This window comes from Kitasatospora sp. NPDC096147, assembly GCF_044763225.1.
In the GTDB taxonomy this organism is placed as follows: domain Bacteria; phylum Actinomycetota; class Actinomycetes; order Streptomycetales; family Streptomycetaceae; genus Kitasatospora.
In genome coordinates, this window is the sequence record NZ_JBIWFX010000001.1 from 1,047,330 (window position 1) to 1,070,106 (window position 22,777).

Below are 22,777 nucleotides of genomic sequence, written 5' to 3' on the forward strand. Positions count from 1 at the left end.
GCCTCCCCTACTGCGGCGTCACGTACGCGCCCGAGATGCCGCCGTCCACCAGGAAGGTGTTCGCGGTCATGAAGGACGCGTCGTCGCTGGCCAGGAAGGCCACCGCCGCCGCGATCTCGGAGGGCTCGGCGAACCGGCCCAGCGGGATGTGCACCAGCCGGCGGGCCGCCCGCTCCGGGTCCTTGGCGAACAGCTCCTGGAGCAGCGGCGTGTTCACCGGCCCCGGGCAGAGCGCGTTGATCCGGATGCCCTCCCGGGCGAACTGCACGCCCAGCTCGCGGGTCATCGCCAGCACCCCGCCCTTGGAGGCGCTGTAGGAGATCTGCGAGGTGGCCGCGCCCATCACCGCGACGAACGAGGCGGTGTTGATGATCGAGCCCTTGCCCTGCCGCTGCATGTGCGGGATGGCGTACTTGCAGCACAGGTAGACGCTCTTGAGGTTGACGTCCTGCACCCGCTGCCAGGCCTCGACCCCGGTGGTCAGGATGGAGTCGTCGTCCGGCGGCGAGATGCCCGCGTTGTTGAAGGCGATGTCCAGGCTGCCGTAGGTGTCCACGGCGGTCTGGTACATCTGCCGGACGGCCTCCTCGTCCGTGACGTCGGCCCGGACGAACAGGCCGCCGACCTCGTTCGCCGCCTTCTCCCCGCTCTCCTCGTCCAGGTCCACGCAGACCACCTTGGCGCCCTCGGCGGCGAACCGCCGGGCGGTGGCCAGGCCGATGCCGCTGCCGGCTCCGGTGATGACGGCCACCCGGCCGTCCAGACGGTTGCTCATCTTCGCTACTCCTGATCCGTTGCGATGAAGACGTTCTTGGTCTCGGTGAAGGCGTGCAGGGCGTCCGGCCCGAGCTCGCGGCCCAGGCCGGACTGCTTGAAGCCGCCGAAGGGCGTCGAGTAGCGCACCGAGGAGTGCGAGTTGACCGAGAGGTTGCCGGCCTCGACGGCCCGGGCGACCCGCAGGGCGCGGCCCACGTCCCGGGTCCAGATCGAGCCGGAGAGGCCGTACTCGGTGGCGTTGGCGATCCGCACCGCGTCCGCCTCGTCCCGGAACGGCACCACGGTGACCACCGGCCCGAAGATCTCCTCGGTGAACGCCGGGTCGTCGTGCCGTACCGGCGCGAGCACCGTCGGCGGGTACCAGAAGCCCGGCCCGTCCGGACAACTCCCGGTGATGGCCGGGTCCTTGACGTAGGCGGCGACGCGCTCGCGCTGGGCGGCCGAGATCAGCGGGCCCATCTCGGTCTTCTCGTCGGCCGGGTCACCGACCCGCACCGCGCGCACCGCCCGCTCGAAGCCGGCCATGAACTCGTCCAGCACGGTGGCCTGCACCAGGATGCGGGACCGGGCGCAGCAGTCCTGCCCGGCGTTGTCGAAGACCGCGTACGGGGCGGTGGCCGCCGCCTTGGCCAGATCGGCGTCGGCGAACACGATGTTGGCGCTCTTGCCGCCCAACTCCAGGGTCACCGGCTTGACTTGCTCCGCGCAGCCGGCCGCCACCCGGCGTCCCACCGCCGAGGAGCCGGTGAACACCACCTTCCGGACGTCCGGGTGGGTGACGAAGCGCTCCCCGACCACCGGGCCGCGCCCGGGCAGCACCTGGAAGACGTCCTCCGGGATGCCCGCCCGCCGGGCCAGCTCGGCCAGCCGCAGGGCGGTCAGCGGGGTCAGCTCGGCGGGCTTGAGCACCACCGTGTTGCCCGCCGCCAGGGCCGGGGCGAAGCCCCAGGCGGCGATCGGCATCGGGAAGTTCCACGGCACGATGATCCCGACCACGCCGAGCGGCTCCTGGAAGGTCAGGTCCACCCCGCCGGCCACCGGGATCTGACGGCCGAACAGCCGCTCGGGGGCCGCCGCGTAGTACTCGATCACGTCCCGGGCGTTGCCCGCCTCCCAGCGGGCGTTGCCCACCGTGTGGCCGGCGTTGGCCACCTCCAGCCGGGCCAGCTCCTCCCGGTCGGCGTCCACGGCGGCGGCGAAGGCCCGCAGCAGCCGGGCCCGGTCGGCGGGGGCGACCTTGCGCCAGCCCTCGAAGGCCGCCTTGGCCCGGGCGATCGCGGCGTCGGTCCCGTCGAGCGAGGTCATCGGGACGGTGGTGATCACCTCCTCGGTGGCGGGGTTGACCACCTCGAAGAGGTCGGGGGCTGCGGTCACTGGGTGTTCTCCTCGGTCGGCGAAGCGGGGTGCACGGGCGTCGGGTGCGTCGCGGGCGTCACAGGCGCTCGAACCCACGGCGGCGCTCCCAGTCCGTCACCGCCGCCTCGTAGGCGGTGAGTTCGACCCGGCCGGCGTGCGCGTAGTGCCGCACCACGTCCTTGCCGAAGGCCAGCGCCGCCGCCTCGCTCTGCTCGAACGCGGCCACCGCGTCCCGGAGCGTGGACGGCACCCTGGGCGCGTCGGAGGCGTACGCGTTGCCGGTGAACTCCGGCTCCAGCGGCAGCTGGTGCTCGACCCCGTGCAGCCCGGCGGCGATCAGCGCGGCCAGCGCCAGGTAGGGGTTGACGTCCCCGCCGGGCACCCGGTTCTCGAACCGCAGCGAGGGGCCGTGGCCGACCACCCGCAGGGCGCAGGTCCGGTTGTCCCGGCCCCAGGCGATGGCGGTGGGGGCGAAGGAGCCCGGTACGTAGCGCTTGTAGGAGTTGACCGTGGGCGCCAGCAGCAGGGCGAACTCGCCCAGGCAGGCCAGCTGTCCGGCCAGGAAGTGCTCCATGGTGCGGGAGAAGCCGTGCGGGCCGTCCCCGGCGAACACCGGGGCGCCGTGCTCGTCCCGCAGGCTGAGGTGGACGTGGCAGGAGTTGCCCTCGCGCTCGTCGTACTTGGCCATGAAGGTGAGGCTGTAGCCGGCCTGGTCGGCGATCTCCTTGGCGCCGGTCTTGTAGACCGCGTGGTCGTCGCAGGTGGTCAGCGCGGGGCCGTACTTGAAGGCGATCTCGTGCTGGCCGAGGTTGCACTCGCCCTTGGCGGACTCCACGGTGAGGCCGGCGCCGGCCATCTCGTTGCGCAGCCGGCGCAGCAGCGGCTCGATCCGGGAGGTGCCCAGGATGGAGTAGTCGACGTTGTACTGGTTGACCGGGGTGAGGCCGAAGTAGCCCTTGTCCCAGGCCTGTTCGTAGCTGTCCTTGAAGACGATGAACTCCAGCTCGGTGCCCGCGTAGGCCTGCCAGCCGTAGCCGGCCAGCCGGTCCAGCTGGCGCCGCAGCACCTGGCGCGGGGAGACCGGCACCGGGGTGCCGTCCTGCTGGAGCACGTCGCACTGGACCATCGCGGTGGCCGGGTGCCAGGGCACCATCCGCAGGGTGGCGAAGTCCGGCCGGAGCACGAAGTCGCCGTAGCCGGTCTCCCAGGAGGAGACCTCGTAGCCGTCCACGGTGTTCATCTCGACGTCCACCGCGAGCAGGTAGCCGCAGCCTTCGGCGGCGTGGCCGACCACCTCGTCCAGGAAGTGGCCGGCGGCGATCCGCTTGCCCTGGAGGCGGCCCTGCATGTCGGTGAGGGCGAGCACCACGGTGTCCACGGAGCCGTCGGCGACCAGCTCGCGCAGCCGTTCGAGGGTGAGGCGGGGACTGCTCATCGGCTCTCCAAAGCGCTCGCGCGGTCGACCGGTTCGTCGTCGGCGGTGATCCGCGGGCCGGTGAACCAGTGCCGGGCCGACACCAGCCACCAGACCCCGGCGAAGCCGAGCACGACCGCCACCGCGACGGGGGTGTAGTTGAAGTTCGCGGCGGTGACCGGGCTGACGGTGGGCAGCATGAACAGCACCGAGATCAGCGCCGTCCAGCCGACCGCCACGCTACCGATCAGCCTGCTCCACCGGCCCAGGTGCCACGGGCCGCGCTCGAAGGCGTCACCCTGACGGAGTCTCAGGAACACCGGTACGACGTAGGCGATGTACAGTCCGATGACGGAGATCGAGGTGACGGCCGCGTAGGCGGTGGCGTTCCAGAGGTTCTGCGCGCCCAGCACGAAGGCGCCGCCGGTGGCCAGCCAGACGGCGGCCGTCGGGGTCTGGGTACGCGGGTTGATCCGGTGCCAGATCCGCGAGCCGGGCAGCGCGCCGTCCCGCGAGAAGGCGTAGATCATCCGGGAGTTGGCCGTCACCGAGGCCATCCCGCAGAAGAACTGGGCGCCGATCACGATCAGCAGCAGCAGCTTGGCCCCGGTCGGGCCGAGCGCGTCCAGGAAGATCTGCGCGGGCGGCACCCCGGTCGAGGTGCCGGTGACGCCCTCGTAGTCGCGGATCGCGAAGGTCAGGCCGAGCAGCAGCACCCAGCCGGCCACCAGCGAGACCAGCACCGAGTTCACGATGCCCTTGGGCCCGGAGCGGGCGGCGTCCCTGGTCTCCTCGGTCATGTGGGCCGAGGCGTCGTAGCCGGTCAGGGTGTACTGGGCCAGCAGCAGGCCGAGCATCGCCACGTAGAAGCCGCTGGTGAAGCCGGTGTTGTTCACGAACTTGGTGAACACGAAGGAGGCGGAGGCGTGTTCGGACGGCAGCAGCACCAGGGCGCCGACGATCACCGTCACGCCGGCCACGTGCCACCAGACGCTCACCGTGTTGAGCAGGGCGACCAGCCGCACGCCCCGGGTGTTCAGCAGCCCGTGCAGGAACAGGATCACCGCGAAGATCACCATGGTGTGCCCGGTGGTGGCGGCGTAGCCCCACTGGAGGTCCAGGAAGGCGTTGGTGAAGAACGCGGCCCCGAAGTCCACCCCGGCGGTGACGGCCACCTGGCCCATGAAGTTGAAGTAGCCGGTGAACCACGAGGCCGCCGCGCCGTTGCGGCGGGAGAGCTTGGCGGCCCAGTAGTACAGGCCCCCGGCGGTCGGGTAGGCGGAGCAGATCTCGGCCATCGCCAGCGCCACGCAGAGCGTCATCAGGCCGACCACCGGCCAGCCCCAGGTGATCAGGGCGGGGCCGCCGGTGTTCAGCCCGAAGCCGTAGAGGGTCAGGCAGCCGGAGAGGATGGAGACGATCGAGAAGGAGACGGCGAAGTTGGCGAAGCCCGACATCGAGCGGGCCAGCTCCTGGGTGTAGCCGAGCTGCCGCAGCCGGTGCTCGTCGTCGTCCGCCGGTCTGTGCGCGTCGTGCTCGTCGTGCTCGGTAGGCATGCGCACCCCTTGGGGGTTGAGGGGTTCGGGAGGAAGCCGAAACGTGCGCCCACGTCGTCGTGGCAGCCAAAGGACCGGTATCAGACCTTTGGCGTGGGCAGCATGTTTCCCTTCCCCTGATGCCCCGTCAAGAGCGCGCGGCTCACCGGGTGACGGGCGCGCCCCCGAACTCCGCCACCGCCGCGTCGACGATCCCGCTCAGCTGCGCGTGGTGCGCCCCGCGCCAGTACACCTGACCGCAGTCGCCGCACTGCGCGTAGACGTCGTAGGACTTCTCGGTGCCGTCCCGCAGCTGCTCGCGCACCTCGGCCTTGTCGGCCTCCCGGAGCACCCCGTTGCAGCTGGTGCAGCGGGTCCAGGGGGCCAGCGGGGGCGCGAACCGCGAGAGCACGTCCCGCAGTTGCTCGGCCGGACGGTGGCTGTAGACGTACGCCCCCGCCCACAGCTCGCGCCGGTGCAGCAGCCCCCGGTCCCGGGACAGCATCACCCGCTGCTCGGCCGCCGAGCGGGCGGACAGCGCCGGGTCCCCGATGTCGGTGTTCTCGTACGCGGCGTCCACCCCGAGCAGCCGCAGCCGGCGGGCCAGCGTGCCCAGGTGCACGTCCAGCAGGAAGCGCGGCGGACCGGGCAGCGCCTGCGGCCTGACGACCGGTCGGACGGCGATCCGCTCGCCGTCCACCGGCACGTGCGAGGCGGCCAGCGGTGCGCCCTCCCCGGTCTCGAACGCCCCGACCTCGGTCAGCGGCACGCCCAGCGACTCCACCACGTGCCCCAGCGTCGAGGTCCCGTCGGTCCGCAGCTCCGACCATCCGTCCCGGCGGCGGGAGCTGACGAAGAGGTGCAGCTCGGGGGCGAAGTCGATGGCGATCTCAGGCTTGTCCACGGGAGCAGCATGCCAGCAGCGCACCTTCTCCCGCCTCGGCTTTTCTCCGTTCCCCGGCCCCGTCCCACCCCTCGGAACGGGCCCCGCCCCGCCGCACCGCACGCGGGTACGATCCTCCCGTGGCTGACGACGGCATGGACCCGCGGGGCGCGGCCGTACTGCGTCCGGTGCGGACCGGCAACGCCTTCGAGGAGACCGTCGAGCGGATCCTCGCCGCACTCAAGCTCGGCGTCTTCGCGCACGGCGAGCGCCTGCCGCCCGAACGCGAACTGGCCACCCGCCTCGGGGTCAGCCGGGAGACCCTGCGCGAGGCGCTCCGCTCGCTCCAGCAGGCCGGCTGCGTCGAGCCCCGCCGGGGCCGCTACGGCGGCACCTTCGTCACCTACCGGCTGCCCCCGCCCGACCTGGGCCAACTCCGGCGCGCCGTCCAGGACATGGGCGCGGAGCTGGAGGACGCGCTGACCTACCGGCTGGTGCTGGAGACGGGCGCCTCCGAGCAGGCCGCCCGCCGGACCCTCACCCCCGCCCAGCGCGACCACCTGGAACGGCGGCTGGCCGAACTGGAGGAGTGCGACCCGGCCGACTACCGGCAGCTGGACTCCCGCTTCCACCTGGCGATCGCCGAGCTCACCGGCTCCCCCTCGCTGGCCGCCGGGGTGGCGGCCGGCCGGATGCGGCTGAACGACCTGCTGAACGCCATCCCGGTGCTCGGCCGCAACATCGAGCACGCCTCGGAGCAGCACCGCGCCATGGTCCGGGCCATCCTCGACGGGGACGTGGCCGCCGCCCGGCGCAGCACCGAGGAGCACCTGGAGGCGACCGCCGCACTGCTCCGGGGCTTCCTCGGCTGAGCCGCCGCTCCCTCAGTGCTGGTGCTCGTGGTCGTGCTGGTGGCCGTGCGGGTGCTCGTGGTCATGCTCGTGGTCGTGCGGGTGCGGGTGCTGTCCCCGGACCACCAGACGGGCGAGCAGCTCCCGGGTGGCCTCGGTGACCGCCGCCACCGCCTGCTCGAACGCCTCCTGGTTGTGCGCGGCCGGCGCCCGGAAGCCCGAGACCTTCCGGACGTACTGCAGGGCGGCGGCGTGGATGTCGTCCTCGGTGACCTCGGGGGTGACCGGCGCGCGCAGGGTCTTGATCGATCGGCACATGCCCCCAGTGTGCGCCGCGCCCCTGACAGGTGGCAGGGGGTGATGACCGCCCCGCCGGGGTACCGTGGCCAGGTACCTGCTTGACGCATGATCACCCCCGGACAGGCAGCAGGAGGAACCGTGGAGACGTGGGCCACCTGGACCACCCAAGGCATCCACGCCGGGCACGGCGGCGTGCACACCGAGGAGCTCGGCGCGATCACCGGCAATCTGACCCTCCACACCACCTGGGTGGAGGGCCAGGTGAAGATCACCGTCCAGTACACCGGTGCACAGGACTGGTTCACCGTGCTCGGCAGTCCGCTGCCGGCCGCCGACGAGACCACCGCCCGCAATCTGCACCAGGCCATGGTCGAGGCCACCAAGGCGGGCGACGCCCGCGCACCCCGGCTCTGACCAGGCACGATCCCCAGTACGTCCACCCCCGCCCGAGCCCCCCGCCGACGATCATCGGACTGTTCGTCAACTGCTAGTCTGTGCACGCCAACGGGGGGCTTTGGCCTGTTCCGCACCGGTCTGTCGGGCGCGGACGCGCTTCCGCGCGCCCCGTCACGTCCGAGAGTCCGGGAGCTCCACTTGTCGCTGCGCACCACACGCCGCCACGTCCTGCCCTTCGCCGCCGTCGCCGTCGCCGCCTCGCTGCTCGCGGGCGTCGCCCAGGCCGACACCTCCACCCCGGCCGACCCGAAGCTGGTCGCCGACCTGGACGCGATCCTCGCCACCCCGGCGCTGGCCAACGCGCAGGCCGGCGTCCAGGTCATCGACACCACCACCGGCCAGGTGGTCTACCAGCGCGGGCAGAACGCCCTGCTCACCCCGGCCTCGGTGCTGAAGACCGTCACGACCGCCGCCGCCCTCGACCTGCTCGGCGAGAACCACGTCTTCACCACCCAGGTGCTCACCACCGGCAGCCGCTACGGCTCCGTCCTGGTCGGCGACGTCGTGCTGCGCGGCGGCGGCGACCCGAGCCTGCGGCCCGCCGACCTGGACGACCTGGCCAAGCAGGTGGCCGCGGCCGGCATCACCACCGTCACCGGCCGGGTGCTCACCGACGCCACCCGCTACGACTCCGTGCCGCTCGGCCCGGGCTGGGCCTGGGACGACGAGCCCTACTCCTACAGCCCGCAGATCTCCGCGCTGACCGTGGCGCCGGACTCCGAGTACTCGATGGACACCGTGAAGGTGACCGTCACCCCGACCACGGCCGGCCAGCCCGCCAAGGTCACCACCTTCCCGGCCGAGGCCCCGGTCAAGTTCACCGGCCAGATCACCACCGGCGCGGCCGGCTCCGGCAACTCCAGCGGCGTCGAGCGCAAGCGCGGGGTCAACGAGATCTCGCTCTCCGGCAGTCTGGCCGCGGGCGCCGCCCCGGTCGACTCGCTGGTCACCGTCGAGGGCCCGGCCGCCTACACCGGCGAGGTCTTCGCGGGCTCCCTCAAGCGGGCCGGCGTCGACGTCACCCGCCCGGCGAAGGCCGCCACCGGCACCGAGACCGCCCAGCCGCTGGCCTCGCACTCCTCCGAGCCGCTGGGCAAGCTGATCGTCCCGATGCTCAAGATCAGCAACAACGGCATCGCCGAGCACCTGATCAAGGAGATCGGCAAGGTCAAGGGCGGCCAGGGCACCTGGGGCGCCGGCGCCACCCAGGTGAACGGCTTCCTGAAGACCAACGGCCTGGAGCTCCCGACGGGCCGTCAGGTGGACGGCTCCGGCCTGTCCCGCTACGACCTGGTCACCCCGGGCAAGCTCACCCAGCTGCTCGACCTGGCCACCCGCAAGCCGTGGTTCAAGACCTGGTACGACGCCCTCCCGGTGGCGGGCAACCAGGAGCGGATGGTCGGCGGCACGCTGGCCGCCCGGATGCGCGGCACCGCCGCCGAGAACAACGTGCACGCGAAGAGCGGCTCGATGAGCGGTGTCGACAACCTGATCGGCTACGCCACCGCCCCGGACGGCCGCCGCCTGGCCTTCTCCGCGATGCTCAACAACTTCCCGGGCGCCCGCCCGCGCTTCGTCCTGGACGCCATCGCGGTCCGCCTGGCCGCCGGCCCGGCCCCGGCCCCGGCCGCCTCGGCCCCGGCCAAGGCCCCGGCCGGCGGAGCCAACGCCCCCGCCGCCCGCTCCTTCCAGGCGCCGTCCGCCACCGCCCCGGACCAGACCCTGGTGCCGGCCACCCGCTGGGAGGAGTGCGAGACGCTCGGCCGCTGCTGAGTGCCCCGCCGAGTACCCCGCGCGCCCCTGGACGCGCTCCCGACGGAACCTGACGTTCCGTAACCGGGCCCTGCCGAACTTCGTTTGGCAGGGCCCGCTCGCCTATTCGTCAGGAGACAGACCATGTCCGGTGCACGGGCCATGCTGCAGACCGCCCGGAGCCACCTCGGCTACCGCGAGGGCGCGGGCAACCGCAACCGCTTCTCCACCGCGATGGGACGCCCGGCCGAGAGCTGGTGCGCCGACTTCGTTGCCGCCGTCGCCGCCGAGAGCGGGAACGCCGGGCGCTACCCCGACACCGCCTCCTGCGCCGCCGCCCGGGCCTGGTTCGACCGCCGCGACCGCCTCTCGGTCTACCCCGCCGTCGGCGCCCAGGTGCTCTTCGGCACCCCGGACGGCCCGTACGGCGCCGGCGGCGAGCACACCGGCCTGGTGACCGCCTACACCCCCGACATCATCACCGTGATCGCCGGGAACACCAACGACGACGGCTCCGCCAACGGCGACGGCGTCTACCAGCGCACCTACCGCCGCCGCTCCGCCTACGTCGACTCCTACGGCTACCCCGACTTCCCCGAGGGCCTGGTCTGCGCCGACCCGGCCTGGCGCTCCCGCCCCGGCGTCACCTGGTTCGGCCAGCAGGCCGACGAGTCCGACCTGCCCACCCCCCTGATCCCCCGTCAGGTGGTCATCGACGGCCACCCCTACGGCCCCGGCTCGCACGGCCCCCACGTCACCACCATGGGCCGCCTGCTGGTCGCGGCCGGCTGCTCCCACTACACCGTCGGCCCCGGCCCCGACTGGGGCCCGGCCGACACCGCCTCCATGCGCGCCTACCAACTCCGCATCGGCGACACCGGCCCGGACGCCGACGGCATCCCCGGCCCCCGCCAACTCCACCGCCTCCAGCAGGAGTTCGGCGACCGGATCTGATCCGGACGCCTCCGCAGGGTCTCCGCAGGCAGGGCACCCTCCCGCCGACTCACCTCCCACCGGCGGCCCGCACACCGGCGGGCCGCCGTACCGGACCGGGAGGACCGTCACCACGCCACTCGCCCCGACCGGTCCGACCACCAGAGCCGGAACCCACCCCCGACCCGCACCACCACGGGGTGGCGGCCCCGGCGGCGCCTAGGGTGAGGCAGGTGACGACCACTCAACCCACGCCCGCCCCGGCCCCGTTGCCCACCACCGACCCGGTCGCCTTGCTCAGCGCCGACCCGTACGCGGGCTACGCCGCACTGCGCTCCGCTGGACCGGTGCACCGCGTCACCGGCCCGGACGGCCTGCCGGTCTGGCTGGTGACCCGCTACCCCGACGTCCGGCGAGCGCTGGCCGATCCAAGGCTGGCGCTCGACAAGCGGCACGCCACCCCCGGCAACTACCGGGGCTTCGCCCTGCCGCCGGCCCTGGACGCCAACCTGCTCAACATGGACCCGCCCGACCACACCCGGATACGGCGCCTGGTCTCCCGGGCCTTCACCCCTGCCCGGATCGGAGCCCTGCGCCCCGCCGTCGAGCGGACGGCCGAGGACCTGCTCGACGCGATCGCCCCGCTCGGCCGGGCCGAACTGATCGCCGCCTACGCCGCACCGCTTCCGATCACCGTGATCTGCGACCTGCTCGGCGTCCCGGCCGACCACCGCCACGACTTCCGGGCCTGGACCGACACCCTGGTCGCCCCCGACCCGACCCGGCCGCAGGACGCCAAGGCGGCGGTCGGAGCGATGCTGGCCTTCTTCACCGGGCTCATCGCCCGGAAGCGGAACGAGCCGGGTGACGACCTGCTCTCCGCACTGATCGCGGTCCGCGACGACGAGACCGGCGGCGCCCTCGGTGAGGACGAGCTGACCTCGCTGGCCTTCCTGATCCTGTTCGCCGGGTACGAGAACACCGTCCACCTGATCGGGAACGCCGTGCTCGCCCTGCTCACCCACCCCGAGCAGTCGGCCGCCCTCCGGCAGGACCCGTCACTGGCCGCCGGCGCCGTCGAGGAGTTCGCCCGCTACGACGGACCGGCCCCGCTGGCGATCCGCCGGTTCACCACGGAGGACCTCGCCATCGGCGGGGTCACCGTCCCCGCCGGCGAGACCGTCCTGCTCGCCCTGGCCTCCGCCAACCGCGACCCCGGGCAGTTCCCCGAGCCGGACCGCCTCGACCTCGCCCGGTCGGAGAACCAGCACCTCGCCCTCGGCCACGGCATCCACTACTGCCTGGGGGCCCCGCTGGCACGGATGGAGACCGAGGTCGCCCTCACCGCCCTGCTGCGCCGCTTCCCGGACCTGACCCTCGGTCGGCCCGCCGACGAGCTGCGGCACCGCCCGTCGCTGCGGGCCCGGGGACTGCTGGCGCTGCCCGTACAGTGGGGCGCCACGGAGCGTGGAGAGCCGGAGGACCGATGCTGACCCTGGACGAGATCGACGCACTGGCCGAGCAGGCCCACGCCGGGCAGGTGGACAAGCTCGGCGTCCCCTACGTCGGCCACGTCCGGGCGGTGGCCGCCGGGCTGGCGCCGTTCGGGGCCGGACTGCAGATGGCCGGGCTCCTGCACGACGTACTGGAGGACACCGAGCTGACGGCCGAGGACCTGCTGCGGGCCGGCGTGCCGGGCGCCGTGGTGGCCACCGTGCAGCGGGTCACCCGGGTGGCGGGGGTCGGGTACGAGGAGATGATCCGTCAGGTGGCGGGTGATCAGGCGGCGGCCCTGGTGAAGATCGCGGACAACGCGCACAACTCCCACCCGGACCGGACGGCCGGGCTGGCACCGGCGAGCCGGGACCGGCTGGCGCTGCGGTACCGGGGAGCGCGCGAGGTGCTCTGGCCGGCGGTGCCGGTGGCGGACGTCCGCGCGGTGCTGGAGCTGGTCAACCCGCACCTGCTGGCGGAGCTGGCCGCCACGGGCTGACGGGCGCAGGCTGGGAGGTGGCCCCGCAGCGGCGAGGCCCCGACCCGAGGAGCACCACCATGTCCGACATGCAGCAGCGGCTCGGCGAGAAGGACGCCACCGACCGGGAGGACGTCCGGGCGGCCGACCCCGAGGAGGGCATCACCTCCTACCAGACCGCGCACGCCTGGCAGGAGTCGCAGGCCGAGGGCGACCGTACGGACGGGGACGACGACCGCTGACGGGTGAGGCCCGACGGCCCCCGCACCCTCCCGGGTGCGGGGGCCGTCGGCCGTGCGGTGGTCAGCGCCCCGAGGGCGGAGAGGGCACCGACCCGGGGGGGACGGCACCGACCAGGACGGGGCGGCCCCGGTGCAGTGCGTGCGGCCGGTGCCGAGCTCGAGGCTCCGGTCCCCACCAGGGCGACCCCGGCCACCATCGCGAGCACGCCGAGGGCCCCGAGCCGGGCCCGCCCGGCCAGCCGCAGGACCAGCGGTACCAGCAGGGCCACCAGCCCGCACCCGAGCGCGGCCCACGCCCCCACCTGCATGCCGGTGCCGGCCGGCAGGTCGAGGCAGCTGCGCAGCACCTCGCGGTGCCGCTCCTCGGACGCGGCCGAGTACCGCCAGACGGCCAGACCGCCCAGCACGGCCACCTGCACTGCGAACACCCCAGCCACCGGCCGGGCCTGACGGGCCGTCATCAGTACCAGCTCGGGGAGACTCGGACCACACGCACGCGCTGGGAGCCCTCGGCCTTCTCGGTGGCCGGCAGCCGGCCGTCCAGGCAGACGTTCCGCCGCGAGCCGGCGTGCCGGATGTGCTCCACGTCGCCGTCACGGGTGGCGGCGCCCGGTGCGCCCGCGAGGCGGCTCCTGGCCTGCCCGCCGAACTCCCCCATGCCGCCCACGGCCCCGGCCCTGCGCACGCCGCCGGTCGAGATGCCGATGTCCCGCATCCGGCCCCCGTCCGTTCCCCGTCCGTTCCCCGTTCGAAATGATCGGTCGTACGGGGAGCCACCCAGCGCTGCCGTCCGACGGGCCGTCAGCTGCCCTGATCGGTGGAGCGCAGGTCGGCGATCCGCTGGATCTTGCCCACCGAGCGCTCCAGCGTGTACGGGTCCACCACCTCCACCTCGGCGGTCACGCCGATGCCGTCCTTGACGGCGCGGGCGATCGCCGCCGCGGCCTCGGCCCGCTGCCGGGGGTCGGCGTCGGGGCGGGCCTCGACCCGGACGGTGAGGTGGTCGAGGCGGCCCCGGCGGGTCAGCCGGAGCTGGAAGTGCGGGGCCACCGACGGGACCCGGAGCAGGAGTTCCTCGATCTGGGTGGGGAAGAGGTTGACCCCGCGCAGGATGATCAGGTCGTCGCTGCGGCCGGTGACCTTCTCCATCCGGCGGAACGCGGGCCGGGCGGTGCCCGGCAGCAGCCGGGTGAGGTCCCGGGTGCGGTAGCGGATGACCGGCAGGGCCTCCTTGGTGAGCGAGGTGAACACCAACTCGCCGTGCTCGCCGTCGGCGAGCGGCGCGTCGGTCAGCGGATCGACCACCTCGGGCAGGAAGTGGTCCTCCCAGACGTGCAGGCCGTCCTTGGTCTCCACGCACTCCTGGGCGACGCCCGGCCCCATCACCTCGGAGAGGCCGTAGATGTCGACGGCGTGCACACCGGTGCGCTCCTCGATCTCCCGGCGCATCTCCTCGGTCCACGGCTCGGCCCCGAGGATCGCCACCCGCAGTCCGGTGGAGCGCGGGTCGACGCCCTGCCTCTCGAACTCGTCCAGCAGGGTGAGCAGGTAGGACGGGGTCACCATGATGACCTCCGGCGCCAAGTCCCGGATCAGCTGCACCTGGCGGGCGGTCATCCCGCCGGAGGCCGGGATGACGGTGCAGCCCGCCCGGGTGGCGCCGTCGTGGGCGCCGAGGCCGCCGGTGAACAGGCCGTAGCCGTAGGCGACGTGCACCTTGTGCCCGGCCCGGCCGCCGGCCGCCCGGATGGAGCGGGCCACCAGGTCGGCCCAGACCGAGAGGTCGGCCTCGGTGTAGCCGACCACCGTCGGGCGGCCGGTGGTGCCGCTGGAGGCGTGGATCCGGCGGACCCGGTCCATCGGGACGGCGAACATCCCGTAGGGGTAGGTCTCCCGCAGGTCGGCCTTGGTGGTGAACGGGAAGCGGGCCAGGTCGGCGAGCGTGCGGCAGTCCTCGGGGCGGACCCCGGCGGCGTCGAACTTCCGCCGGTAGAGCTCGACGTTGTCGTACGCGTGGCGCAAGGTGGCCTGGAGGAGCGCGAGTTGGCGCTCCCTCAACTGCTCGGGGGTCAACCGCTCGCCCGGGTCCAGCAGCTCGTCCGGCAACGGCTCGCCCAGGCGCACACCCATGTCCCACAGCTCCTTCGCCACCGGGCGCTCCGACCGGTCATTCGGTTGGTGCGCGAAGACCGTGCCCAGTAATCCACCGCCCGCCCGGGCTGTCAAGGTCCGGGCGGGCGGTGGCGTGGCGTCAGTTGGCCAGGCTGAAGTCACCTCCGACCGGCGCGGCCAGCTTGTCGACGCCGGTCAGCGCGGTGAGCGAGGTGACCGGGGTGGAGCTGTCCGTGGTGGTGCCGTTGCCGAGCTGGCCGGAGCCGTTGTTGCCCCAGGAGCGGACAGTGTTGTCACCGAGCAGGACGATGGTGTGCTCCCGGCCGCCGGCCACCAGTTGGATGCCGGTGAGCGAGGGGACGGGCACCGGGGTGATCCGGTAGTCGGTGGTGCCGTCGCCGATCTGGCCGGAGGTGTTATGGCCCCAGGCCTTCAGCCGGTTGTCGCTGTCGGTCACGGCGAGGCTGTGCTTGCAGCCCGCCGCGATCTGCGAGACGCCGCCCAGCCAGATGCCCTGGGTGTCGACCGGGGTGTAGCGGTTGATGGTGGAGTTGTCGCCGAGCTGACCGGTGGCGTTGTAGCCCCAGGCCTTGATGGCGTTGCCACTGGTCGGCTTGGTGGTGCTGCTCGCCGGGCCGGTCAGGGCGAGGTTGTGGTCGCAGCCCGCCGCGATCTTGGTGACGCCGGTCAGGCCGGAGACCGGCGAGGGGACGTTGCGGCTGGCCGAAGTACCGTCACCCAGCTGGCCGTTGATGTTGTAGCCCCAGGCCCAGACGGTGCCGTCCTCGCGCAGCGCGATGCTGTGGTTGAGGCCCGCCGCGATGGCCACCACCTTGTTGAGGCCTTCGACCCGGACGGGGACGGAGCTGTCGGCGTTGCTGCCGTTGCCCAGCTGCCCGTAATTGTTGTGGCCCCAGGAGACCACCGTGCGGTCGGCCAGCAGGGCCAGACTGTGGGTGCCACCCGCCGCGATGTCGGTGGCGTTGGAGAGGTTGACCACCTGGCCCGGCGCGTTGTGGCTGAAGACCGAACCGTCGCCCAGCTGGCCGGAGTTGTTGGACCCCCAGCTCTGCACCGTGCGGTCGGTGAGCAGGGCGAGGCCGTGCCCGTTGTGAGCGCCCGCGCCACCGGCAGCGATCTTCACCACCTCGGCACTGGTCAGGCCGAGCACGGTGGTGGCGGTGGTGCGGAAGTCGGTCCAGGTGCCGTCGCCGAGCTGGCCGGAGCGGTTGTTGCCCCAGGACTTGAGGCGCTTCTCCTGGGCCTGCGCGGTGGCGGCCGGCAGCGCGAGCGGGGCGGCTATCGCCAGGGCCGCGAGGGTGGCGGCAAGGGTACGGCGGGTGCGGCGGGAGTGGGTCATCACGGGCCTTTCGGAGGTGTCAACGCGCCAGGCTGAACTGGCCGTTGGAGGGTGCTGCGATCAGCGAGACGCTGCCGGACTTGGCCAGCACCTGGATCGGGGTGTTGCGCTGGAGGACGGTGCCGTCGCCGAGCTGGCCCTTGTCGTTCAGGCCCCAGGCCTTCACGGTGCCGTCGGCGAGGACCGCCAGGTTGTGCGAGGCACCGGAGGCGATGGCGATCGCCCCGGTCAGGCCCGCCACCGGGACGATGGTGTTCCGCTGGGTCACGGTGTCGTCGCCCACCTGGCCGTTGGTGTTCAGGCCCCAGCCCCGTACCGTCCGGTCCTCCAGCAGGGCGAGACTGTGGGAGGCCCCGGCGGACAGGGCCGAGACCTTCTTGAGTCCCAACACCGGGACGGGGTAGGACTTATTGACGACCGTGTCGTCGCCGAGCTGGCCCTTGTCGTTGTTGCCCCAGGCCACCGCCGTGCCGTCGGCGAGCAGGGCCAGGGCGTGGGTGGCGCCGGCCGTGATGCTCTTCACCGTGTTCAGCTCCGGTACCGCGACGGCGGTGGTGCGGCTGGCCGGGGCGGCGGGCGTGGCCGGGGCTCCCTTGGGGGTGATGCCGAGCTGGCTCTTGTCGTTGCTGCCCCAAGTCTTCACCGTCCCGTCCTTGAGCAGCGCCATGCTGAACGCGTCGCCGGCCGCGATGGCCTGCACCTCGTCCAGGCCGGCGACGGTGACCGGGAGCTTGGCGTCCGTGGTGGTGCCGTCGCCCAACTGCCCCTTGTCGTTGAGGCCCCAGGCCCGCACGGTGCCGTCCTTGAGCAGAGCGAGGGCGTGCGAGCCGCCCGCCGCCACCGCCTCCACCCCGGTCAGCCCGGGCACCAGGCTGGGCACCGACCACTCGTCACTGGTGCTGGAGGCGCCGTTGCCGAGCTGGCCCTTGTCGTTGCGGCCCCACGCCTCGACCGTGCCGTTGCCCATCAGGGCGAGGGCGAAGCCGGTCTGGACGGCGGAGGCGCCCGAGCCGCTCGCGGTGCCGCCGGCCGCGATGCCGTTCACCTCGGCGCCGGACAGGCCGACCACCGAGATGGGCGAGAGCCGGACGGCCTTGGTGCTGCCGTCGCCGAGTTGGCCGTTGGTGTTCTGGCCCCAGGCGCGCAGCCGCAGGTCGTAGGCGGAGGCGGCGGAGGTGGGCAGGGCGGTGCTGCCCAGCAGGGTGAGACCGGCGATCACGGCGGGGACGGCGGTGACGGGCAGGCGGCGGAGCTTACGGTGCGGGTGCATCTCTTCCTTCGGAGTCATGGGGTTCAGCGGTGGACGGGGGCGCCGTGCAGCGGGGTGTGCCCGTGCAGCGGTGAGTAGCGGCTCTGGGCCGAGGGGCCGGCCTTGGCGGCCGAGGCGGCCGAGGCGGACTCGGCGGCCTGAGCGGTCGTCAGGGACAGGACGGTGAGGGCGAGCAGGACACCCCCGGCCCGCAGGCAGCGGGCAGGGCGGAGCAGGCGGGTCATGGGGATTCCTCGACGATCCGGGCCGCTCGGCGCGGTGGGCGCACGGCCACTGGGGGACAGGGGATCGGGATCGTTCGAACACCTACCCGGCCGGTCCGGCGCGGCTCACCGCCTCCGGGCGGCTTCCACGCCAATGGCCCACACCGATGGTTCGTCTTCGCCCTATCGGCCCGTTCTGATTGCGGAGCGTGATCGCCGATTGAAGGATGGCGGCTGATCGTGAGTGACGGTCAGCTGACCGTCACTCAACCATTCGGCAGAGAAGCCAAGTTCAGTGGAGTCGACCGTGCTGCGGAAGAAACGTGCCAGATTCCTCGTCCTCACCCTCAGTAGCTCACTGGCCCTGGCGGGTCCGGCGGCGGCGGAGGACACCGAGCCGGCCGTGGTGGTGAACGGCACCTTCTCGTCGCCGACGGTGCCGGACGGCAAGTCCTGGGCGGCTTGGATCGACGGATGGAGCGGCGCCGGGGTCGGCTCGGCCGCCAGGGTCAAGCATCCGCGGGGCTACCAGGCCGCGTCGCTCGGCTGGGACGGCACGAACGTGGCGCTCAGCAGCCGCCTTCGCGGGGTCCGGGCCGGTGCCACCGTCACCCTCAGCTGGGACGACGGCCCGGGGGACTGCGCGGCGAAGGGCAGCGGACGCCTCGGCTACACCGTGACCGTGGCTGGTACGAGCAACCCGGCGGGCAGCTTCAGCACCACGGAGGCGACCGGCGCGGCGAGCTGGTTCACCGGTCGGACCTACTCCTTCACCGCCGCCGAGGACGCGCCGCAGGTCACCTTCGACTCCACCGTCGCCAAGGTGCCCAACTGCGGGCCGATGATCGCCAACGTGATGGCCAAGCAGACTGCGCCTCCGCTCAGCACCCCCGCCAAGCCCGGTGACAACGACCCCTGCGCGGGGGAGGCCGCCGGCAGCCCCGCCTGCAAGGACGTGGCGGGCGGCAAGGAGAGGATCGACGCCTGCCCGCCCACCAGCAGGGAGTGCCTGGGCAGCGTGGCCGGCGACGGCAAGGCCGAGAAGGACGGCATCGCCAAGGAGACCCAGGCCGTCGCCGACTTCGGCAAGGTCGCCCGGGACGAGCCGCCGAACGCCGCCGCGAACGAGCTCTGTGCGCTGCCGAACGCGCTGACCGCCTCGGTCGGGCCGGGCGACGCCGTGGTGCCGCCGAGCGAGTGGTGGTTCTGCTGATGCGCCGTCACCAGCTGCTCCGCACGGCCTCCCCGCTGACCGTGCTCGCGCTCTCCTGCGCCCTCGTACCACCGGCGCACGCTGCTGCACCCGTGGCCGTCCAGGTGCCCAACGGCACCTTCGCCCGCCCCACCGCCCCCGACAACGGCACCCAGGCCGGCCACGCCGACTGGTACCCGGACACCAACGCGGTGGTCTTCGGCAAGGCACTGGCCGGGCACCCGCAGGGGTACCAGGCCACCTCGCTGAACTGGAACGGCGCACCGCGCTCGATGCGCACCCGGCTCTGGGGGGTGAAGAACGGCTCCCAGGTCACCCTGCGCTGGGACGACAGCCCGAGCACCCACCCCTCCTGCAAGCCGGAGCAGGTGAAGGACGGTCAGACCTACAACGTCTCGCTGGTCGTCCCGACCGGCATTCCGCCGGACCCCCGGGTCACCACCAACGGCACCGACCAGGTGGGAACGCCGAGTTGGACCACCGGTCGGACCTTCGACTTCACCGCCACCGAGGACAACCCGATGGTCTCCTTCGACTCCGAGGAGACCCGCTCGCTCTCCTGCGGTCCGCTGATCACCAACGTGACGGCCGAGCAGGTGCCCGCCCCGGTCGACCAGAAGGTCGCCAAGGAGCGGCTGCCCGGCCCGGCCGCGTACAACGGCGTGGCCACCCTGGAGCCGGGCGTGGCGGTGGACGACTGCGAAGGGTCCGCCGCCGCCTGCCGGTTCACCGTCGACCGGCGCTACTCCTACCCGTACTACGGGCGGACCCGGATCATCGGCGAGGTGTACGTCAACTGCACCCGCAACACGGTGGTGGACGACCACCCGATGACCAACACCGAGCCCCCGTACGACAACCTGACCCAGTACTACGCGCTCAAGGGCACCCCGCTCACCCCGGACCGGGCCGACATCTCGGTGAGCCGCCCCCACCTGGCCGCCCAGGTGGCGGCCGGTTTCGCGGCCGGCGGCGGCAATCCGGCGGCTGTCTCCACCAGCAATCCGCTGACCTGGAGCCGGACCACCACCAAGTCCCTCAACCCCACCATCCAGCCGGGCGAAGTGAGTTGGATCGAGGTGCAACCGGCCCGGGAGCGGGTGGTGGGCACCTTCACCAACTCCCGCAACGCCTACCGGCTGGACGCCGTCTTCGACGTACCGGCCGCCTCCCTCCCGGACCGGTACTTCCAGCGCACCGGCCCGCTGAACGAGGTGGAGCTCCAGCGCTGCGGCACCGCCCGCCCGAGCGGCGGCACCCCGGACAACACCCCGGGGGCGGACCAGCGGCTGCTCACCCTGGACGCCCCGCCCGCAGGACTCCGGACCCGCTCCGTCCCGCTCCAGCCGTAGCACGGCACGGGCCGCCCGCCGGATCACCGGCGGGCGGCCTCGGTGCGCGGGCTGCTCAGTCGACCTCGGCCCAACTTCCTTCCGCCGTAAGCCGGTAGCGGACGTCGGGCACCGCGCCGTCGGTGCGCGGCCCCGACTCCAGCAGGCCCTCGGCGAGCGCCCGGCCGGGCGGTCGCAGGGTCAGGCAGCGGCCGGGGCTGGTGAAGGTCTGGGCGACCAGGGTGGAGACGTTGACGCTGGAGGGGCTGTCCACCGTGACGTTCTTGATCAGCTTGCCGGTGCCGTCCACCGACAGCTCGCCGACCGTCCGGGTCATCGCGTTCAGTACCCCGAACTGCAGCTCGTCACCGGCCTTGAGCTTGAACTTCACCTGGGTGGTCTCGGTGCTGGTGCGCTTCCACTCCTTGGAGAAGGCGAGCTTGAAGGCGAGTGCGAAGGTGGCCTTGGCACTCAGCTTGAGCTGGCCGGCCGCGCCGACCGTACCGCCGGCGGCCAGCGTGGCACCGTTGGCGATGTCGGCGTTGGGGCCCTTGTCGGTGGGGGCGGTGTGATCGGTGTGGGTGATCTCGGTCTTGTTGGCCACCCCCACGCTGCCCGCCACGTCGGTGGTGTTGTCGATGCTGCCCTCGATGGCGGCGCTGCCGGAGATCTCGCCGGAGAGGTTGTCGGTGGTGCTCGACTCCAGGGTGACGGTGCGGTAGACGTCGAGGTCCTTGCCGGTGCAGTTGATGGCGGCGTTCCCCAGCGACATGACCGCCGTGGTGTACTCGCGGGAGGCCCCCGGGTGGACTCGGAACGAGCAGCCGTACTCCCCGCCGCAGCCGTGCGCCACGGTGGGAGCGTCGGGCAGTGCGGTGCTCCCGTCGAACGCCTCGGCCGCCGCCATCGGCTCCGTCCCCCCGGTGGTCTCGACCGCGAGGGCGGGCCGGGCCGCGGCGAGCGGCAGGGCCAGGGCGGTCAGCAGTGCGGCGGCACGCCGAGCCTGCCGAGTGTGCCGGACGGGCCGCGTGTGCCGGGTGCGCTTCATCGCTTCCTCCAGTCGCCCTGCCCGGTGCGGACGTACAGGGCGCCCGGCCGCTGCCCGGCCTGCTGGGGCGTCAGCTCGATCAGTCCGGCCGGCTCGGTGGCGGCCCGGCCCTTCGGGCGCAGCGCCAGGCACTTGTCGGGGCTGGTGAAGGTCTGCGCGACCACCGCGCTGACGTTGGCGGTGGACGGGCCGTCCACGGTGATGTTCTTGACCAGCTTGCCGGTGCCGTCCACGGTCAGCTCACCGGCCGTGCGCACCATCGCGTTGAGCACCCCGAACTGGATCTCGTCCCCGGGGCTGACGTTGAACACCACCCGGGTGGACTCGGTGCTGACGGACTGCCAGGTGCGGGAGTACGCGGCCTTGAAGGCCAGTTGGAAGGTGGCCTTGACGCCCAGGTGCAGGGCGTTGGACCCGGAGACGGTGACGGGCAGTTCGACGGTGTTCTTGGCCTGGTCCTCGGTGGTCGGCCCCTTGTCCTTGTTCGGGCCCCACTGGTTGACGCTGTTCACCATGCCCGGCGCGACGCTGGCCGCCGCCGAGGCGCTCACCGTGCCGTCGATCGCGCCCTCGACGGTGGCGCTGCCGGAGATCTCGCCGTTGATGTTGTCGGTGCTGCTGGTCACGAAGGTGACGGTGCGGTCGATCTCCATGTCCTCGTCGGTGCAGTTGATGGCGGCGTTGCCGAGCGACATCACCGCACTCAGGTACTCGCGCGGGATGCGGTCGTACATGCGGAAGTGGCAGGCCGCCCCCTGGGCGCAGAGCTCGGTCACCTCCCGGACGGTGGACAGCCGTTGCTCCCCGTCGTACGCCTCCGCCACCAGCGGCGGGGGCGGCCCGCCGTCGTCCTCGGCGCTGCTCGGCGGGGCGAACGGGACCAGCACGGCGAGTGCCGCCAGCGGGGCGAGGACGGCGCTCCGGGCTCCGCGCCGCCTGGTCGGCGGGCGTGCGGGATCTACCACGGGGACTCTCCTGAGGGGGTGGATCGGGTCGGTCCCCTCATCGTCGGCGAGCACCGCATCGTGGGCGAACGGTCGTCCGCCGGTCTGCGCCATTCGGCTCAGCGCGGGGCCAGACCCTCCAGCAAGGTGCGCAGTACGCCCCGGAGTTGCTCCCCGAGCAGGCCCGGTTCGGCCGGGGCCGGCTCCTGCACCCAGCGGATCAGGGTGCCGAGGTAGAGGTCGTGCAGCAGGTCGCCGACCTGGTGGGCGGGCAGCAGGACGGTCAGCTCGCCGCGCTCCGCGCCGGTCTCCACGATCCGGGTGAACAGCTCTGCCGCGTAGGGGCGTTCGGTGAGCGGGCGGCCGGCCCGGACCCAGGCGGTGAGCATCGCGGCGGTCTGCTCCCGCTCCGCCTCGTTGAGCTGCCCGAGCACCGCCATGCAGTGCTCCAACCGGGCTACCGCGCCCTGCTGTTCGGGGTCCGGCAGCTGCTCCAGCGAGGCGGCCAGGGCGGCCCGGCGATGGCTGCCCCACTCGCTGATCAGGTCCTCCTTGCGCTGGAAGTGGTTGAAGAAGGTCGCCCGCGCGACGTCGGCCGCCTCGGCGATGTCGTCGACCGAGGTGCCGTCGTAGCCCTGCTCGGCGAACAGCCGCAGGGCCGAGCGGTAGAGGCTCTCCTTGATCCGCAGCTTGTTCCGCTCCCGGCGGCCGACCGACGATCCCGCTGCCCTGGACATGCCCGCTGCTCCCCGCTGGAGATCCCCCCGCCCGGCCTGCTGTCCGGGCCCTCGGCCTGCTTTATACCATGGTACAAAGTTGACTGTC

23 protein-coding genes are annotated in these 22,777 nt (G+C 72.8%); 9 read left to right on the forward strand and 14 right to left on the reverse strand.

All coding sequences use genetic code 11. The annotated features are described in order from the left end of the window. Window positions 1-7: 7 nt before the first annotated feature. The 5 genes from ACIRBX_RS04520 to ACIRBX_RS04540 all read right to left on the reverse strand — a co-directional run bounded on the left by ACIRBX_RS04520 (window position 8) and on the right by ACIRBX_RS04540 (window position 5,986). Window positions 8-775 (reverse strand): 3-oxoacyl-ACP reductase, encoded by a 768-nt coding sequence (locus tag ACIRBX_RS04520; protein ID WP_402293667.1) that lies wholly within the window; start codon window positions 773-775, stop codon window positions 8-10. A 5-nt stretch (window positions 776-780) separates the two neighbouring features. Beyond that, window positions 781-2,151 (reverse strand): aldehyde dehydrogenase family protein, encoded by a 1,371-nt coding sequence (locus ACIRBX_RS04525; protein WP_402293668.1) that lies wholly within the window; start codon window positions 2,149-2,151, stop codon window positions 781-783. A 58-nt stretch (window positions 2,152-2,209) separates the two neighbouring features. Continuing rightward, window positions 2,210-3,568 (reverse strand): glutamine synthetase family protein, encoded by a 1,359-nt coding sequence (locus ACIRBX_RS04530; RefSeq protein ID WP_402293669.1) that lies wholly within the window; start codon window positions 3,566-3,568, stop codon window positions 2,210-2,212. After that, window positions 3,565-5,103 carry an amino acid permease gene (locus ACIRBX_RS04535; RefSeq protein WP_402293670.1) on the reverse strand — a complete coding sequence of 513 codons (1,539 nt, stop codon included), beginning with the start codon at window positions 5,101-5,103 and terminating at the stop codon, window positions 3,565-3,567. The genes ACIRBX_RS04530 and ACIRBX_RS04535 overlap by 4 nt, the downstream gene beginning before the upstream one ends. 142 nt (window positions 5,104-5,245) lie before the next feature. After that, on the reverse strand, window positions 5,246-5,986 hold the full coding sequence (locus tag ACIRBX_RS04540; RefSeq protein ID WP_402293671.1) for a Mut7-C RNAse domain-containing protein: 741 nt from the start codon (window positions 5,984-5,986) through the stop codon (window positions 5,246-5,248). 119 nt (window positions 5,987-6,105) lie between these two features. Between ACIRBX_RS04540 and ACIRBX_RS04545 the strand changes: the two genes are divergently transcribed. Next, entirely contained in the window at window positions 6,106-6,837 is a 732-nt protein-coding gene (locus ACIRBX_RS04545) for a FadR/GntR family transcriptional regulator (RefSeq protein ID WP_402293672.1), read from the forward strand. 12 nt (window positions 6,838-6,849) lie between these two features. Here ACIRBX_RS04545 and ACIRBX_RS04550 read toward each other — a convergent pair whose 3' ends face one another. Further along, the gene (locus ACIRBX_RS04550) at window positions 6,850-7,134 is read right to left on the reverse strand and encodes a DUF2277 domain-containing protein (protein WP_402293673.1); all 285 of its coding nucleotides are present in this window, start codon (window positions 7,132-7,134) and stop codon (window positions 6,850-6,852) included. Window positions 7,135-7,254: 120 nt separating this feature from the next. Here ACIRBX_RS04550 and ACIRBX_RS04555 point away from each other — a divergent pair, with 120 nt between their 5' ends. The 6 genes from ACIRBX_RS04555 (at window position 7,255) to ACIRBX_RS04580 (ending at window position 12,471) form a co-directional block, all read left to right on the forward strand. Next, window positions 7,255-7,530, forward strand: a complete 276-nt coding sequence (locus ACIRBX_RS04555; protein ID WP_402293674.1) for a hypothetical protein — start codon at window positions 7,255-7,257, stop codon at window positions 7,528-7,530. Window positions 7,531-7,710: 180 nt separating this feature from the next. After that, on the forward strand, window positions 7,711-9,345 hold the full coding sequence (gene dacB, locus ACIRBX_RS04560; protein ID WP_402293675.1) for a D-alanyl-D-alanine carboxypeptidase/D-alanyl-D-alanine-endopeptidase: 1,635 nt from the start codon (window positions 7,711-7,713) through the stop codon (window positions 9,343-9,345). 123 nt (window positions 9,346-9,468) lie between these two features. Next, window positions 9,469-10,278 carry a peptidoglycan-binding protein gene (locus ACIRBX_RS04565; RefSeq protein WP_402293676.1) on the forward strand — a complete coding sequence of 270 codons (810 nt, stop codon included), beginning with the start codon at window positions 9,469-9,471 and terminating at the stop codon, window positions 10,276-10,278. 212 nt (window positions 10,279-10,490) lie between these two features. Then, window positions 10,491-11,750, forward strand: coding sequence for a cytochrome P450 (locus ACIRBX_RS04570; protein ID WP_402293677.1), 1,260 nt, complete (start codon window positions 10,491-10,493; stop codon window positions 11,748-11,750). After that, entirely contained in the window at window positions 11,744-12,250 is a 507-nt protein-coding gene (locus ACIRBX_RS04575) for an HD domain-containing protein (protein ID WP_402293678.1), read from the forward strand. Before ACIRBX_RS04570 ends, ACIRBX_RS04575 begins: the two co-directional genes overlap by 7 nt. A 59-nt stretch (window positions 12,251-12,309) precedes the next feature. Beyond that, a complete protein-coding gene (locus ACIRBX_RS04580) occupies window positions 12,310-12,471 on the forward strand; it encodes a hypothetical protein (protein ID WP_402293680.1) in 162 nt (53 codons plus the stop codon). Window positions 12,472-12,931: 460 nt separating this feature from the next. Here ACIRBX_RS04580 and ACIRBX_RS04585 read toward each other — a convergent pair whose 3' ends face one another. The 5 genes from ACIRBX_RS04585 to ACIRBX_RS04605 form a co-directional block, all read right to left on the reverse strand. Continuing rightward, window positions 12,932-13,186: a hypothetical protein gene (locus tag ACIRBX_RS04585; RefSeq protein WP_402293682.1), complete on the reverse strand. Its 255-nt coding sequence runs from the start codon at window positions 13,184-13,186 to the stop codon at window positions 12,932-12,934. Window positions 13,187-13,272: 86 nt separating this feature from the next. Further along, window positions 13,273-14,601: a phenylacetate--CoA ligase PaaK gene (gene paaK, locus ACIRBX_RS04590; RefSeq protein WP_402293683.1), complete on the reverse strand. Its 1,329-nt coding sequence runs from the start codon at window positions 14,599-14,601 to the stop codon at window positions 13,273-13,275. Window positions 14,602-14,722: 121 nt separating this feature from the next. Further along, window positions 14,723-15,943 (reverse strand): RCC1 domain-containing protein, encoded by a 1,221-nt coding sequence (locus ACIRBX_RS04595; protein WP_402293684.1) that lies wholly within the window; start codon window positions 15,941-15,943, stop codon window positions 14,723-14,725. A 19-nt stretch (window positions 15,944-15,962) separates the two neighbouring features. After that, entirely contained in the window at window positions 15,963-17,213 is a 1,251-nt protein-coding gene (locus ACIRBX_RS04600; RefSeq protein ID WP_402293685.1) for an RCC1 domain-containing protein, read from the reverse strand. Between the two features lie 23 nt (window positions 17,214-17,236). Next, window positions 17,237-17,437 (reverse strand): hypothetical protein, encoded by a 201-nt coding sequence (locus ACIRBX_RS04605; protein WP_402293686.1) that lies wholly within the window; start codon window positions 17,435-17,437, stop codon window positions 17,237-17,239. A gap of 286 nt (window positions 17,438-17,723) precedes the next feature. Between ACIRBX_RS04605 and ACIRBX_RS04610 the strand changes: the two genes are divergently transcribed. Continuing rightward, a complete protein-coding gene (locus ACIRBX_RS04610; protein ID WP_402293687.1) occupies window positions 17,724-18,629 on the forward strand; it encodes a hypothetical protein in 906 nt (301 codons plus the stop codon). After that, the gene (locus ACIRBX_RS04615; protein WP_402293688.1) at window positions 18,629-19,981 is read left to right on the forward strand and encodes a hypothetical protein; all 1,353 of its coding nucleotides are present in this window, start codon (window positions 18,629-18,631) and stop codon (window positions 19,979-19,981) included. The genes ACIRBX_RS04610 and ACIRBX_RS04615 overlap by 1 nt, the downstream gene beginning before the upstream one ends. Before the next feature lie 55 nt (window positions 19,982-20,036). On the opposite strand, the gene ACIRBX_RS04620 is transcribed toward ACIRBX_RS04615, so the two are convergent. The 3 genes from ACIRBX_RS04620 to ACIRBX_RS04630 all read right to left on the reverse strand — a co-directional run bounded on the left by ACIRBX_RS04620 (window position 20,037) and on the right by ACIRBX_RS04630 (window position 22,689). After that, window positions 20,037-21,008: a hypothetical protein gene (locus tag ACIRBX_RS04620; protein ID WP_402293689.1), complete on the reverse strand. Its 972-nt coding sequence runs from the start codon at window positions 21,006-21,008 to the stop codon at window positions 20,037-20,039. After that, entirely contained in the window at window positions 21,005-21,973 is a 969-nt protein-coding gene (locus ACIRBX_RS04625) for a hypothetical protein (protein WP_402293690.1), read from the reverse strand. Before ACIRBX_RS04625 ends, ACIRBX_RS04620 begins: the two co-directional genes overlap by 4 nt. 98 nt (window positions 21,974-22,071) lie before the next feature. Continuing rightward, the gene (locus tag ACIRBX_RS04630; RefSeq protein ID WP_402293691.1) at window positions 22,072-22,689 is read right to left on the reverse strand and encodes a TetR/AcrR family transcriptional regulator; all 618 of its coding nucleotides are present in this window, start codon (window positions 22,687-22,689) and stop codon (window positions 22,072-22,074) included. Window positions 22,690-22,777: the final 88 nt, after the last annotated feature.

Bases quoted from the DNA above. Each gene is read 5' to 3' on its own strand.
- ACIRBX_RS04520 (WP_402293667.1), bottom strand. From the start codon at position 775: ATGAGCAACCGTCTGGACGGCCGGGTGGCCGTCATCACCGGAGCCGGC.
- ACIRBX_RS04530 (WP_402293669.1), bottom strand. From the start codon at position 3,568: ATGAGCAGTCCCCGCCTCACCCTCGAACGGCTGCGCGAGCTGGTCGCC.
- ACIRBX_RS04535 (WP_402293670.1), bottom strand. From the start codon at position 5,103: ATGCCTACCGAGCACGACGAGCACGACGCGCACAGACCGGCGGACGAC.
- ACIRBX_RS04550 (WP_402293673.1), bottom strand. From the start codon at position 7,134: ATGTGCCGATCGATCAAGACCCTGCGCGCGCCGGTCACCCCCGAGGTC.
- ACIRBX_RS04565 (WP_402293676.1), top strand. From the start codon at position 9,469: ATGTCCGGTGCACGGGCCATGCTGCAGACCGCCCGGAGCCACCTCGGC.
- ACIRBX_RS04575 (WP_402293678.1), top strand. From the start codon at position 11,744: ATGCTGACCCTGGACGAGATCGACGCACTGGCCGAGCAGGCCCACGCC.
- ACIRBX_RS04580 (WP_402293680.1), top strand. From the start codon at position 12,310: ATGTCCGACATGCAGCAGCGGCTCGGCGAGAAGGACGCCACCGACCGG.
- ACIRBX_RS04585 (WP_402293682.1), bottom strand. From the start codon at position 13,186: ATGCGGGACATCGGCATCTCGACCGGCGGCGTGCGCAGGGCCGGGGCC.
- paaK (WP_402293683.1), bottom strand. From the start codon at position 14,601: ATGGGTGTGCGCCTGGGCGAGCCGTTGCCGGACGAGCTGCTGGACCCG.
- ACIRBX_RS04595 (WP_402293684.1), bottom strand. From the start codon at position 15,943: ATGACCCACTCCCGCCGCACCCGCCGTACCCTTGCCGCCACCCTCGCG.
- ACIRBX_RS04600 (WP_402293685.1), bottom strand. From the start codon at position 17,213: ATGCACCCGCACCGTAAGCTCCGCCGCCTGCCCGTCACCGCCGTCCCC.
- ACIRBX_RS04605 (WP_402293686.1), bottom strand. From the start codon at position 17,437: ATGACCCGCCTGCTCCGCCCTGCCCGCTGCCTGCGGGCCGGGGGTGTC.
- ACIRBX_RS04615 (WP_402293688.1), top strand. From the start codon at position 18,629: ATGCGCCGTCACCAGCTGCTCCGCACGGCCTCCCCGCTGACCGTGCTC.
- ACIRBX_RS04620 (WP_402293689.1), bottom strand. From the start codon at position 21,008: ATGAAGCGCACCCGGCACACGCGGCCCGTCCGGCACACTCGGCAGGCT.
- ACIRBX_RS04630 (WP_402293691.1), bottom strand. From the start codon at position 22,689: ATGTCCAGGGCAGCGGGATCGTCGGTCGGCCGCCGGGAGCGGAACAAG.